Consider the following 13,338-nt stretch of genomic DNA (forward strand, 5'->3'; position numbering starts at 1 on the left):
GTCTCTCCTGCCGGAAGGGTGTCACCATGGTTGCTCCACAACACTTCAACGTCGACGGAGTGTCATTCTCCTATCCTGGTGGCAATCGTGTGCTCACCGATATTTCCTTCCCGGTGCCCTCAGGATCTGTCACCGGTCTCATCGGCGAAAATGGTTCAGGAAAATCCACACTCCTCTCGCTGATCGCTGGAGACCTCGTGCCCGATGTTGGCACGATTATTACTCCAGAGATCACGGGCTTTATCGCACAGGAGACGTCCTTGCCGTTCACGGCACCCGCAGCAGCGCTTATCGACGAAGCCGTGGAAGAACTCCGCGACATCGAACGTACCATTGGCGTGCTTTCCGAGACCATGGCCTCCGACCCCGATGCCCCAGGTCTTGCTGACCAATTCGATATCGCCCTCGCGCGTGCCGAGTCCTCCGGTGTCTGGGAGTTGGAAACTCGCATTTCCACGGTGTTGGCTGGTCTGGGACTTGCCAACGTGGACCTTGCAACCCCCTTGGGTGAGATGAGCGGTGGCCAACGCCGCCGCTTCGCGCTAGCCACCTTGTTGCTGCGCCCGGTCGATGGCATGGTTCTCGACGAGCCCACCAACCACCTCGACGACGAAGCGGTGGATTTCTTGGTCGCCGAACTCGAGGCATTCTCCGGGCCTGTGCTGGTGGCCTCCCACGACCGCTATTTCCTGGATACGGCGTGCGACGGACTTGTCGATCTCGATCCCAGTTTGGGCGCCGAGGGCGGTTTTGGCGAAGAAACCCGCCAGGGCCAGCGTTTTAGCGGTTCCTTTACCGATTATCTTGCGGCCCGCGAGGCGCGTCGTCAGCGGTGGGCCAGTGACTATGCCGCCCAGGAACATGAGCGTGCGCGTTTAGAAAAGGCCGCCGGCCAATCGGAAGAGGACGTCTTCCACAGCCACGAGAACAAGACGGAGATTCGCGCGGCTTCGAAATTCTTTGCCGACAGGGCTGCGAAAACCGTGGGCAATCGTCTACGCAGCGCGCGCGCCAACCTCGAGGCACTTGAGCGCGACGCCATCCCGCGCCCACCTGCGCGCCTGCGCTTCCATGGGATTCCGCAGCACGACACGGCTTCATTGGGTGAGCCCGCTGTAAACGCCAAGGACCTGGCCGTGCCCAACCGGCTCGCACCGCTGACCTTGAAGGTCCAACCCGGGGAGCAGCTGCTCGTCGAGGGGCCAAACGGGTCGGGCAAGTCCACACTGCTCAAGCTCATCGACGGTGTGATCACCGACTTCGAGGGTGAGCTGCTCATCCCCGAGGAACTGACCATCGATCGCCTCGAGCAGGACGACGATTGGAAGGACTTGAGCCAGACCGCGGAGGAAATCTTCAGCGCGCGCACGCCGAAAGGCACTCCCTCCCTCGTGGAGATGGGCCTGATGACGGAGGCACAATCCCAGACAAAGCTGGAGGACCTCTCGCTCGGGCAGCGCCGCCGCGTGTCGCTGGGCATCATCTTGGCCAGCCCGCCGGATTTATTGCTTCTCGACGAGCCCACCAACCACTTGTCCCTCGCGTTGGCCGAGGAACTCGAGTCGGCCCTGCTCGATTTCCCGGGCACTGTCATCTTGACTAGTCACGACCGGTGGATTCGTCGCCGGTGGCGCAAGCGCAAGGAACAAAAAGATAATCGCGCCACACTGCTCAGCCTGAAAACCTTGTGGTCCAGCGAGGTGTGGCGCGACGAAGACTAGCTTTTACTGAGCCGGTGCAGGCTCCGAAGCATCAGCAGGTGCGTCGGTCGATTCGCCCTCTGGCGCCGACGCGGCGCACATCTCCGGTACCTGGTCAGGCTCAACGGTGTTGGTGATCAGGGTGCAGGCCCAGGACTGGGAGAGCTGCCACTGACCGTCTTCGTAGATGAACTCGACGTTTTCGGCCAACTGGGTGGCCTGGTCAGGCTGGGTGAAGTTCACGGTGGTGAGCACGGAGTTTGGTGCGTACCCTGGCAGAACTGGATCGACGACCTGGAAGTTAGCGCCAGACTCTTCCTGGGACATGGCCATGGTGTCGAACAACTCAGGAGCGGTTTCGCCGCCCTGAACGGTCTGGACACGGTCCTCCATTGGAAGGCTGGAATCGGTGGCGCGCGCGAGCACGTCGTTGAGTTCCGCTGCCGAAGGCAAGTCAGGGGTCTCGGTTTCTGGTGCGTCGCTAGACGATGCCGTGGTCTCTGCAGCGCTGGCGCTGGTCTCTTCGGTGGTTCCGTTCTCGCCCTCATCGCTGGAGCAAGCGACCAAGCTGACAGAAAGGCCAAATGCTGCAATGAGTGCCGAGATCTTCTTCGCGTTCACGTATTCTCCTTGAACTTGGTTTTCCGGCGCCGTGGAAAGCCGAGGTGTCGCCGGGGCGCCTTTGCATAACTACCCCATACGTTACAGTTTTGTGACTTAAACGCCAAAGTTAAAACGCTATGGCAAGCTGTATTCTTATGCAATTCCCCGGAACTTCGGACCCCACTGTCACCGTCATCGCCACCGGCGGCACGATCGCCTCCACCGCCGATGCGCAAGGCGCGCGAGTGCCAACGCTCGACGGCGCAGCGCTCATTGCGCACAGCGGCACACCCATTCCTACCAGGGTGATCGATTCGACTTCACTCGATTCTTCCTCGATGCGGCTCGCCGACATCGACGAACTCGCCGGCCACATCCAGGAGGCTTTCGCCGATCCCACCACGAGCGGTGTCGTGGTGACGCATGGCACGGATTCCATGGCAGAGACGGCGCTCGCGCTCGATGTCATGCTTGACGACGAACGCCCTGTCGTCCTCACCGGAGCGCAATTACCCGCGGACGATCCGCACGCGGACGGCCCCGAGAATCTCGCGGGCGCGATTGCTCTCGCAGCACTGCCCGCCCAGCAGCCCGGGGTGCAGATTCACTTCGGCGGGATGACATTGCCTGCCCGCGGCGCGTTGAAGCGCCACACTTATGAGATGCAGGCATTTACCTCCTCTGCCACGACCCCACTTTCCCGTCCCCGCCCCGTGGGTGTTCACCGTCTCGCAGGCAAAAATGTTGTTGTTATCGCCGCGTGGCCCGGCGCGGGCCGGGCCGAGGTGGATGCGATCGTCGCAACGCGTCCCGATGGCATCGTCGTCGCTGGCCTCGGTGCCGGAAACATCTCGGCCGACATGGGGCGCGCCCTGGGCGAGTGTCTGCAGGCCGGAATTCCGGTGGTTGTGTCCACGCAGGTGCCTTTTGGTCCGGTCGCCTTCGACTATGGTGGCGCCGGCGGTGGAAATACGTTGGGCTCGCTCGGCGCGCTTTCGGCGGGTTATCTCTCCCCCGGCCAGGCGCGCATGGCGCTGACGGTTGCGCTCGCATCGGGTACGGATCCCGCAGTCCTTCTGGCTTAATCTGGGCTTAGTCGTTGTCTTCGGCGGGAATCCAGTCTTCCCAGGCCAAGGAATCCACGGGGTCAGCGGGTGCGAGGTCGGGGTCGTCGGCACGCAAATTGACGATTTTTCCCGGTCCCGTCGCCCTCGTCTCAAAGCGCACTGTCACCCGTCCGTGCCCGGCTCCTTGCACCCAGCCGTGGCCGTGGTCGGGGTGGAAAACGTCTTGGGTGGCGCGCCACTGCCCCGGCACCTCGGCCGGGGTGATGTCCACCTCGACGTTGCTGGCACCGAAATGGTCGCTGACACCTGATTCATAGTCGCTGTCGGCCGGGGTGGGTCGCACGATCTGCTGGTCGAGTTCCGGGAAGAGGACGTGCTGCAACGAGTCTTCGAGCCCGGAGTAGCTCACCCCTACCAACCGGATGGGTCCGACCTCGTCCGGGTAGCGCACGAGCCGGTAGGCCAGCGCACGCAGGGTGTCTTCGTCTTCGGTGGCATAGGGCAAGGTCGCGGAGCGCGATTCGATGTGAAAGTCGGACATGCGCAGCTTCACGCTGACGGTGCGTGCCCCGCGCCCGTCCTTTAAGAGGCGCCGGTGGGCATCCGCGGCCGCACGTTTCAGGGCTGCGTCGACTTCGACGGGTGTGGTCAAATCCTGCGGGTAGGTGTGTTCGGCGGAGATTTGTTTGGCCACCGCGCGAGGTGCCACCGGGCGGTCGTCGTGTCCGTTGGCCATTTGCCAGAGTTGCTTGCCCACAGTACCGCCGAGGGCGATTTCGACTTCCTTTTCGCTCAGTCGCGCGAGGTCGCCAATGGTGGCGATATTCATTGTGGCAAGCCGAGATTCGGTCACGGGTCCCACGCCCCACAGCTCGTTGACGTCGAGGGCGTGCAGTGTCTCTAATTGGCGCTCGGGGTCGATGACGAACACCCCGTCGGGTTTCGCCAAGTCGGAGGAGATCTTCGCGAACTGCTTGCCGCTGCCCGCCCCTATCGAAGCGGGCAGGCCGGTCTCGTCCTTGATCTGGGCACGCAGCTTCTCGGCCCACTCGGTGACCTGCTCAACGGTGGCGTCGACGAGTTCCTCCGGTTCCATGAACGCCTCGTCGATGGAGAGTTGTTCGACGACGTCGACGTTGCGGGCAACGATCTCAAAGACGCGTTTCGACGCCATCGAGTACACCGCCCGGCGGGGAGTGACAAGGACGACCTTCGGCCCGACCAGCCTGGCCGCCCGGTGGGTCGGCATGGCGGAGTGCGCCCCGTATTTCCTGGCCTCGTAGCTCGCTCCGGCGACGACTCCCCTGCCCGTGACACCGGCGACAAGCACGGGCCGGCCCTGCAAGGTGGGTCGGGTCAGCTGCTCGCATGACGCAAAGAACGCGTCCATGTCGATGTGTAAAACCCAACGCCGCATGGATTCCAGTTTAGGGTCGTCGCAAAGCGACCGCTGCAACGATCATGGCAATGCCGATCACTTCGGCTACGGAGAGCCACTGCCCCAAGGCGATCGTGCCCATGACCGCGGCGGTAATCGGCAAAATTGCCAGCAGGATCGCGAAATAGGACGGGCCCGCCTGGCGCAGAACCACCTGGTCAAGACCATAAGGGATGACCGCGGAGAGCACACCGAGACCCAGCGCGAGGCCAATAATGGTCACCGGCTCGAGATCAACGGCATCAAGGCCCGGCCACCACCACAAAGCCAGCGGCAGCGAGAGGATCGCCGCCCACGTGAAACCGACGGCCATGCCCGTGCGCGAGGAGGCGGCGTTACCGGCGATGCGGTTGCCGGTAAGAATGTAGAGCGCCCACATAACTGCCGCGGCAAGCGCGAATAAGACACCCGTGCTGTTGCCCGCCCACTGGGCACCGCTAATAATGACCACGCCCACGCCGGCCAGGAGCAGCGAGACCCAATCGCGCGGTGTGCGACTGCCGAGGGCGGCGACGACTACGGGTCCTAAAAATTCGATGGCCACTGCGGTGCCCATGGGCAGCCTCGCCAACGCCTCATAAAAGGTGATGTTCATGGCCAGGGTGACCACGCCGTACACGGCTGCGTTGAATCCGGTGCGCCCGAGAAATGCTTTGATCCCAGGGCGGTTCAGGACGAGCAGAATGACGGCGGCTGCTGCCACGCGCATCCATGCCACCAGGCCGGGGGAAAATTGCTCGAACAGACCCACGGCAAGGGCGGCACCGGCGTACAGTGACAAGCCGTTGAGGACCATCAACAGTGGTGCGCTCCAGCGCGCCGCTCGAGTTCTATTCACGCTTTCAGACACGAAAATTCATGCTACACCACTGCTTTTCCCGCGCCGTGTGGCCTGCGGGCACCCACTTTCTGAACCTCTTTGTCTATTTATTCGGAAACACGCGTAATATTTCATTTTCAAGATAGCGCTCCTATTTCTCCCCGTCGCCAGCAGCTTGGAAGCCTGATGCCCTCACCTGATCCCTCACTCACTCCCGAATCCAGACGCATTGTCTGGATCGCCATTCTTGGCGTTTTCGTGGCCCAGTTGCCCATCAACGCGCTCTCCGTCAGCCTGACCACGATCGCTGATGCCACCGGCGCGACCACGGCACAGCTGCAGTGGGTCCAAGCGATTTATTTGCTCTCGATGACCGTCTCCGCGCTGACGGCGACAGCCTTCGCGGTGAACTTTGGGCGCAAGCGAGTCATGGTTACCGCCGCCACGCTGATGGTTGTGGGCGAGGCATTGGGGATCGTGGCCTCCTTGTCGGGGGACTACGCCATTCCCGTGCTGTGGGCGGGCCAGTTCTTCGCGGGCATCGGCGCCGGCGCGCTCGTGCCCACAACGTTGGCGACGATTTCCACCCGCGTTTCTGATGCGCGGGTGCGCGCGGGCTATATCGCGCTGTGGGGCACGGGAACGACGGCGGGCCTTGCCTTTGGCGCGATTTCCTCCGGCGTGCTGCTCAGCGTGTTGCCCTGGGGGTGGCTCTTTGTGCCGAACCTGATTCTGACGCTCGTCACGCTCGTGGCCATTACGGTTCTGTTTAAAGAGACCATCAAGAATCGCATCGGGCTCGATGCGCTGGGACAGATTTTCGCGGTCATTGCCGTGATTTCCCTGGTCTACGGGACTATTCAGGCTGGCGCGCAGGGCATCCTCTCTTGGCCCGCGCTGGTGTCTTTCGCGGTCGCACTCGCAAGTGGTGCGCTTTTCGCCTACCGCGAGTCCAACATCGCGGCCCCGCTAATGGACCTGCGTCTGCTGCGCATTCCCCGTTTCTCCGCAGCCGGATTCGCCGCTGCCGTCGCGTTGTTCTCGGTCTTGGGCACGGGCTTCTTGTTCGCTCTTTTTCTCGGCAACGCGAAGAACCTGGACGCCTTCGGAATCGCTTCGTATATCGCGTGTATGCCCGGCACGGCCTTGGTGGTCAGTCCGCTCGTCGGCAAGCTGCTTTCGCGTATTCGCCCCGACCTCGCCCTAGGCTCCGGCCTCGTCCTGGCCGCCGTGGGTGCATTTCTTCTCTCGCGTACGACGGTCGACTCTGACTACCTCGACGTGTTGTGGCGCATCGTGATTTTCGGCATCGCTATCTCGCTGATGTTCTCCTCGGTATCCACCGTCGCCGTCACCTCGGCGCCCCAAGCGAAGGCGAGTATGGCCGGCGCGATGAACACCTCGTTCCGGCAATTCGGCGGGGCCTTGGGACCAGCGGTGATCGGCTCGGTGTACTCCACGCGACTGGCCACTGGGGCATCGGCCTCGGGTGCTTTCGGAGTGACAATGCTGGTCACCACGGCGCTCCTCGCGCTGGCCGCGATCGGAGTGTTTGCCACTGCCTTCTCGCGCGCCTAAAACACACCAAAGCCCCCGGTAAATTCTCCTTATAAGGAAAATTTGCCGGGGGCGACGTACGTGCGCGACTAGTTCTTGGCCACGGTTGCGGTCACATCAGCGACCACATCATGGACATCGCCAGTCAGCGCGTCGGTGGTCACGGTGAAGCTGGTGGACAAGGTCTCAGCGGCGATGTGGTCCGCGTGACGACGAGCCCACTGCTCCTTCTCGGCTGGAACCGACAGGACGGTGGTGATGCGATCGGAGACCTCGAACTGCGATGCCTTACGAGCGTCCTGCAGCCCGCGGATCACATCCGCTGCCCAGCCCTCGGCCTCGAGTTCCTCGGTGACCTCCATGTCCAGCACGACTAGGCCGTCGAGGCCGTCGATGCGCGCGGTGGACTCTGGGTTCTCGGCCACGAGGCGCTCGGTGTAAAGCTCCGGAGTGAGCACGATGTCGCCGTCGACAACCACGTTGTCGCCCTGGCGCTCGTAGTTTCCGGCCTTGACGTTCTTGATCGCGCGCTGGACGTCCTTGCCCAATGTTGGGCCGGCGACCTTGGCGTTGACCACAACGTCGAAGGTACCCACGGAATCAACGTCGTCGGTCAGCTCTACGTCCTTGACGTTAACCTCGTCGCGGATGATGTCGCTGTAATCCGCGAGCTTCGCGGAATCAGGCAGAGCAACAGTGAGCTTCGGCAGTGGCAGACGGTTGCGCAGCTTGTTGGCCTTGCGTACCGACGACGCCGCCGAGCACACGCCACGAGTCGCATCCATAGCGGCCACCAGGCTGTCATCGGCTGGGATCTCGTCGGCATTCGGGTAATCCGTCAAGTGCACGGAACGCTCACCGGTCAGGCCACGGTAGATCACCTCGGTGATATATGGCAGCAGTGGAGCTGCCACGCGGGTGAGTACCTCGAGCACGGTGTAGAGGGTGTTAAACGCCTCTGGGTGTGCCTCCTGGCCTTCCCAGAACCGGTCGCGGGAACGACGCACGTACCAGTTGGTCAGCACGTCCGAGAAGATGCGCACCTGGTCGCAGGCGCCCGAGATGTCGGTTGCCGCGAGAGCCTCGTCGACGCCCTTGACTAGGTCGTGCAGCTTCGCCAGGATGTAGCGATCCAGCACATCGGTGGAATCCACGGACCACGTGGCTTCCTCGGAGGAGTAGAGCTCCAGGAAGTTATAAGCGTTCCAGATCGGCAGGATCGCCTGGCGCACGCCGTCGCGGATGCCCTGTTCGGTGACAATCAGGTTTCCGCCGCGCAGGATCGGGCTGGACATGAGGAACCAGCGCATCGCATCGGAGCCATCGCGGTCGAAAACCTCGTTGACGTTCGGGTAATTGCCCTTCGACTTCGACATCTTCTGGCCGTCCTCGCCCAGCACGATGCCGTGCGCAACAACCTGCTTGAACGCAGGCTTGTCGAACAGTGCGGTGGACAGCAGATGCAGCAGGTAGAACCAGCCGCGGGTCTGGCCGATGTACTCCACGATGAAGTCGGATGGGTGGTGCTCCTCGAACCATTCCTTGTTCTCGAATGGGTAGTGGAACTGTGCGAACGGCATCGAACCGGAGTCGAACCACACATCGAGTACCTCGGGCACGCGGCGCATGGTGGACTGACCGGTCGGATCGTCCGGGTTCGGACGGGTCAGGTCATCGATGTACGGGCGGTGCAGATCCGTTGGGCGCACGCCGAAGTCGGCCTCGAGCTCATCGAGGGAGCCGTAGACATCGGTGCGTGGGTACTCAGGATTATCCGACTGCCACACAGGGATCGGCGAACCCCAGTAGCGGGTACGCGAGATATTCCAGTCGCGGGCGTTTTCTAGCCACTTGCCAAACTGGCCGTCGCGCACGTGCTCCGGGATCCACTCGATCTGCTCGTGGTTGAGCTCGACCATGCGGTCCTTGAACTCGTCGACCTTCACAAACCACGAAGGCAGCGCCATGTAGATCAGCGGCTCGCCCGAACGCCAGGAGTGTGGGTAGGAGTGGACGATGGTCTGGTGGCGCAGCACGCGACCCTTCGCCTTGAGATCCTTGATGATGTCCTTGTTCGCATCGAATACCAACTGGCCCTCATATTCAGGAACCTGGGAGGTGAACTTTCCGTCCATGTCCACCGGGATCACAAGATCAATGCCGTACTTCTTGGTGGTGGCCATATCGTCCTCACCGAAGGCAGGCGCCTGGTGGACGATACCGGTACCGTCCTCAGTGGTGACGTAATCCGCCAGCAAAATCTTGAACGCGTTCGGCTGATCCTTGAAGTAGTCGAAGATCGGCTCGTAGGTCAGGCCCTCAAGCTCCGCGCCAATAAACGTGGCCACGGTCTCGGATTCCTTACCGAACTCCTTTTTGTACGAGCCCACAAGAGCAGAAGCAAGCAAGAATCGCTTGCCGACGAAGCCCTCTGCCCCATCTTCACCGACCTGCACCAGGGAGTACTCCACCTCAGGGTGCACGGCCAACGCCAGGTTGGACGGCAGGGTCCACGGAGTGGTGGTCCACGCCAGGGCAGCAGCGTCTTGCAACTCTGGGTGCTCGGCCCAGGTGTTGACCGCCGCGGTGCCTTCCTCAGCACCCGTCAGCGGCATGGTCACCGTGAGTGTGGGGTCCTGGCGATCGCGGTAGGAATCGTCGAGACGCGTCTCTTGATTCGAGAGTGGCGTGTGCTCAGCCCACGAATATGGCAGAACGCGGAAGCCCTGGTAGATCAGGCCCTTGTCGTAGAGCTGCTTGAACGCCCAGATGACGGACTCCATGTAGTCCAAGTCCATGGTGATGTAGCCGTTGTCGAAGTCGACCCAACGAGCCTGGCGAGTAACGTACTCTTTCCACTCCTCGGTGTAGCGTAGCACCGACTGAGCACAGTACTCGTTGAACTTGGCCAGACCCATTTCCTCGATCTCGGACTTGTCCTTGATACCCAGCTGCTTCTCCGCCTCAAGCTCGGCGGGCAGACCGTGGGTATCCCAACCGAACACGCGAGGAACGTGGTAGCCGGTCATGGTCCGGTAACGAGGAATGATGTCCTTGACATAACCGGTCAGCAGGTGACCGTAGTGTGGCAAGCCGTTTGCAAACGGAGGGCCATCATAGAAGACATATTCCGCTGCGTCCTTGCGGTTGTCCAAGGACGCTTGGAACGTGTCGTCTTTCTCCCAGTACTTGAGAACTTCTTGTTCCATATCCGGGAACTTGGAGCTTCCTCCGGTCATATCGACCTTGGGGTAGACACCGCCAACGGGATTGTTCATCGCGTGGGTCCGATCCTTTCTTCACACACATTTGTGGGCCTTCGGCTTTACGCAGGGACGCAATTGCTTGCGCGGTACCACCCTGCTTGGGCCTCGCCTGGATGACTGGGCCCCGCTTCGTTGTGTAGTGAAGAAGGTGACGTCTTCTCTCCGTCCGGTTCTACTGGGCTCTGCGTTGGTGCGAAGCTGTTCTTCCGGAAACACTCCCCGGTGATGGCCGGATCATCGTGCGATGTAGAACCTGCGGTGGAGGTTCCTCAACGGTGTGAAAGTATACACGCTTGGTTGTGCGTGGTCACCTGGGAGGTGGGTCCCCGGCTTTCCCGCGTGTTTTCCGCGTGGTCGAAATTGCTCACCACCCGTTATCGACCACATGAAAACCCAGGACGATTGCATAGCGCATTTCCCCAGGTAATTTAGTGATGTGTCCGCTATTTTTCCCATGTGGTCGATAATCGTTTTCGACCACAAGCAAACCGCCAGGCCCAACTGGCCCCAGAAACGCCAAAAGGCGCAACCCCAGCACCGGGGTTGCGCCTTAAGCCTTAAACCTGAAGCTGAATTAGCCTTCGTTGTTCGATTCGCTGTTTGGCTCGGAAGATCCGCGGGTCTCCAGCTCTTCCAGCTGGGACTGCAGCAAGGTCTTCAGGCGAGTGCGGTACTCGCGCTCGAAGGTACGCAGCTCGGCGATGCGGTTCTCCAGGGCGGTCTGCTGAGACTTCACCGTGTTCATGATCTCGGTGTGCTTCTTCTCAGCGTCTGCCTGCAGGCTCGCAGCCTTCTCCTCTGCCTGGCGGATCTGTGCCTCAGCGCGGGAGTTAGCGTCGTTGGTGGTCTCCTCGGCCTTCTTCTCGGCGTCGGAGATCAGCTTGTTAGCGCGGGTCTCTGCATCCTTGGTCTTGGTTGCAACCTGCTTGTCGGTTTCAGCCAGCTGGTTCTTGGAACGCGTATCAGCGTCCTGCAGCTGGGTGTTTGCCTTGGTCTCGGCTTCCTTGAGCTGCTTGTCAGCTGCGGAACGTGCCTCATCCAGCATGGACTTCGACTCAGCCTGTGCCTCGGAGGTGAGGCGGTCTGCCATTTCCTGAGCCAGGCCCAGGACCTTGGCTGCCTGCATGTGGGTGTCTGCGCTAGCAACACCGGTAGCGGCTGCGCCAGCTGCGGCACCAGCACCAGCAGCTGGAACTGCGGCTGCAGCGACCTTCTGTGAGGAGTCTGCGTCAGACTTCTTCGCAGCTGCAGCAGCGGACTCGGAGTCCTTCTGTGCCTTTACGGCAGCATCTGCTTCCTTGCGAGCCTTGTCTGCATCAGACTTTGCGGTCTGTGCGTCCTTCTGAGCCTTGGAAGCATCGTCTTGTGCCTTCTTCAGCTTGGCCTCGTACTCAGCGCGAAGCTTCTCTTCGATCTGCTTGCGCAGTTCGACCTCGTTGACCTGAGGCGCAGCATCCTTCTTGGTCGCTGCTGCACCTACTGCAGCACCAGTTGCGCCACTCGCAGCTGCGGTGGCGCCAGACGCGCCCTTGCTGTCTAGTTCTTCCACCCGGGCACGCAGGTCATCGTTTTCATCCTGCAGATTAGCTAAGGCGTCCTCGACCAGGTCCAAAAACTGATCGACCTCGTCCTCGTTGTAACCGCGCTTGCCAATGGGTGGCTTGCTGAAAGCGACATTGTGCACGTCTGCTGGTGTCAGCGGCATGAGCGTTCCCTTCGAGTAAATTAGTTATGCTCTCAAATCCGAACTTCGCCACATAACTGATTTGTTTCGTAATTGTGACAAAGCCAACGGGTTCAAATGCATTTTAGTTGATTTTCATTGTTCTGCTCCTCCAGTGTAATAAACCCAACACCGGATTCACACAACAAACACCCTCAATCTTTACCGCAGCTTGAACTATTCGACCAGTCGAACCGTTCGATCCGCGCTTGGGGCCACCATCTAAAGTACCCCCAAGTGTGGTTAGAAAACACTCACAATGATCAAAGTGATGATTTGTAGCGCGAAGAAAAGCACAAGGACACTGACGTCCAAGGCCACTCCACCCAGCTTCAATGGCGGGATCACGCGGCGAAGTGCCCTGATTGGTGGATCTGTCAACACAAAGAAGAACTCTGCGATGACCATAAACCACCGAGGCGGGCTAAACCTCCGCGAAAAGGACTGAATCATTTCAATAATCAGTCGAACGATCACGATGAGGGTGTAAATCCTCACCAGTGCATAAAGTATTGCTCCGAGCATGCTCACGGTTTTCTAGCCTACCTACTTATCCTGTCAAGCACGAACACCCGCCTACCGCAGACAACTTCACGGTAAACGGGTGTTCGTAAGAGGTACCCACCAAACTAATGACACGCCAGGGCTAGCGCAGTCCGGCCGCGCGCTCCAGCTCAAGGGTGGTGGTGCGAGCATCTTCTGGCACGATCGCGAACACTTCGCGCTCGGAGCCGGAGTTCTTACCCAAGTTGTGCATCTGTCCGCGCAGTGCGAAGCACAGGCCTGCGGCGAAGTCGACCATGCGCTTGCGCAGTGCGCGATCGAGCTCAGTCAGTTCCATGATGACTGCGTCGCCGTCACGGAATGGTTCGCCGATGTCCTTCGCATCGTTGAAGGAGCGTGGCTCAACAACAACGACGGTCGGTGCGTAATTGCGTGGTGGCTCGGCAACAACAGTATCGGTGCGTCCGTAGCGGTGACCTGCATCTGCGCGGCCGTATGCTGGCTCGCGTTCTACCTCAGGGGCGTACGCCGCGGAGCCGTCGTTGTCGTAGCGTGGCTCGTCATAGTAAGCGTCGTATTCATTCGTGTCGGGCGTGAAGCCGAAAAATTCCTTGGCGCCTTTCATGAAGGACATATGTATTACTCCTACCGTTTGTGAGT

The 13,338-nt window shown here is 60.8% G+C and carries 10 protein-coding genes; 3 read left to right on the plus strand and 7 right to left on the minus strand.

The features are described from left to right. The first annotated feature begins 26 nt into the window (after positions 1-26). On the plus strand, positions 27-1,721 hold the full coding sequence (locus tag A37O_RS0108415; RefSeq protein ID WP_018297065.1) for an ABC-F family ATP-binding cassette domain-containing protein: 1,695 nt from the start codon (positions 27-29) through the stop codon (positions 1,719-1,721). Positions 1,722-1,724: 3 nt separating this feature from the next. On the opposite strand, the gene A37O_RS0108420 is transcribed toward A37O_RS0108415, so the two are convergent. After that, a complete protein-coding gene (locus A37O_RS0108420) occupies positions 1,725-2,321 on the minus strand; it encodes a WKL family lipoprotein (RefSeq protein ID WP_018297066.1) in 597 nt (198 codons plus the stop codon). A 119-nt stretch (positions 2,322-2,440) separates the two neighbouring features. On the opposite strand from A37O_RS0108420, the gene A37O_RS0108425 reads away from it, so the two are divergent. Next, the gene (locus tag A37O_RS0108425; RefSeq protein ID WP_245533819.1) at positions 2,441-3,388 is read left to right on the plus strand and encodes an asparaginase; all 948 of its coding nucleotides are present in this window, start codon (positions 2,441-2,443) and stop codon (positions 3,386-3,388) included. 7 nt (positions 3,389-3,395) lie between these two features. Here the strand turns inward: A37O_RS0108425 and A37O_RS0108430 are convergent, their stop codons facing one another. Further along, entirely contained in the window at positions 3,396-4,787 is a 1,392-nt protein-coding gene (locus tag A37O_RS0108430; protein WP_026196256.1) for a DNA polymerase IV, read from the minus strand. 10 nt (positions 4,788-4,797) lie between these two features. Continuing rightward, positions 4,798-5,604, minus strand: coding sequence for an EamA family transporter (locus A37O_RS0108435; protein ID WP_018297069.1), 807 nt, complete (start codon positions 5,602-5,604; stop codon positions 4,798-4,800). Between the two features lie 210 nt (positions 5,605-5,814). On the opposite strand from A37O_RS0108435, the gene A37O_RS0108440 reads away from it, so the two are divergent. Next, positions 5,815-7,206, plus strand: a complete 1,392-nt coding sequence (locus A37O_RS0108440) for an MFS transporter (RefSeq protein ID WP_018297070.1) — start codon at positions 5,815-5,817, stop codon at positions 7,204-7,206. Positions 7,207-7,274: 68 nt separating this feature from the next. Here the strand turns inward: A37O_RS0108440 and ileS are convergent, their stop codons facing one another. The 4 genes from ileS to A37O_RS0108460 form a co-directional block, all read right to left on the minus strand. Then, on the minus strand, positions 7,275-10,463 hold the full coding sequence (ileS, locus tag A37O_RS0108445) for an isoleucine--tRNA ligase (RefSeq protein WP_018297071.1): 3,189 nt from the start codon (positions 10,461-10,463) through the stop codon (positions 7,275-7,277). Positions 10,464-11,025: 562 nt separating this feature from the next. Then, complete coding sequence (locus A37O_RS0108450) at positions 11,026-12,156, minus strand: DivIVA domain-containing protein (protein ID WP_018297072.1); 1,131 nt, start codon at positions 12,154-12,156, stop codon at positions 11,026-11,028. Positions 12,157-12,417: 261 nt separating this feature from the next. Beyond that, positions 12,418-12,699, minus strand: coding sequence for a YggT family protein (locus A37O_RS0108455; protein WP_018297073.1), 282 nt, complete (start codon positions 12,697-12,699; stop codon positions 12,418-12,420). Positions 12,700-12,820: 121 nt separating this feature from the next. Further along, positions 12,821-13,312 carry a cell division protein SepF gene (locus A37O_RS0108460; RefSeq protein ID WP_018297074.1) on the minus strand — a complete coding sequence of 164 codons (492 nt, stop codon included), beginning with the start codon at positions 13,310-13,312 and terminating at the stop codon, positions 12,821-12,823. Positions 13,313-13,338 lie beyond the last annotated feature (26 nt).

The sequence above is a fragment of the Corynebacterium lubricantis DSM 45231 genome, assembly GCF_000379425.1.
Classification (GTDB): Bacteria; Actinomycetota; Actinomycetes; order Mycobacteriales; family Mycobacteriaceae; genus Corynebacterium; species Corynebacterium lubricantis.

Bases quoted from the DNA above. Each gene is read 5' to 3' on its own strand.
- A37O_RS0108415 (WP_018297065.1), top strand. From the start codon at position 27: ATGGTTGCTCCACAACACTTCAACGTCGACGGAGTGTCATTCTCCTAT.
- A37O_RS0108440 (WP_018297070.1), top strand. From the start codon at position 5,815: ATGCCCTCACCTGATCCCTCACTCACTCCCGAATCCAGACGCATTGTC.
- A37O_RS0108430 (WP_026196256.1), bottom strand. From the start codon at position 4,787: ATGCGGCGTTGGGTTTTACACATCGACATGGACGCGTTCTTTGCGTCA.
- A37O_RS0108450 (WP_018297072.1), bottom strand. From the start codon at position 12,156: ATGCCGCTGACACCAGCAGACGTGCACAATGTCGCTTTCAGCAAGCCA.
- ileS (WP_018297071.1), bottom strand. From the start codon at position 10,463: ATGAACAATCCCGTTGGCGGTGTCTACCCCAAGGTCGATATGACCGGA.
- A37O_RS0108455 (WP_018297073.1), bottom strand. From the start codon at position 12,699: ATGCTCGGAGCAATACTTTATGCACTGGTGAGGATTTACACCCTCATC.
- A37O_RS0108435 (WP_018297069.1), bottom strand. From the start codon at position 5,604: ATGGTCCTCAACGGCTTGTCACTGTACGCCGGTGCCGCCCTTGCCGTG.
- A37O_RS0108460 (WP_018297074.1), bottom strand. From the start codon at position 13,312: ATGTCCTTCATGAAAGGCGCCAAGGAATTTTTCGGCTTCACGCCCGAC.
- A37O_RS0108425 (WP_245533819.1), top strand. From the start codon at position 2,441: ATGGCAAGCTGTATTCTTATGCAATTCCCCGGAACTTCGGACCCCACT.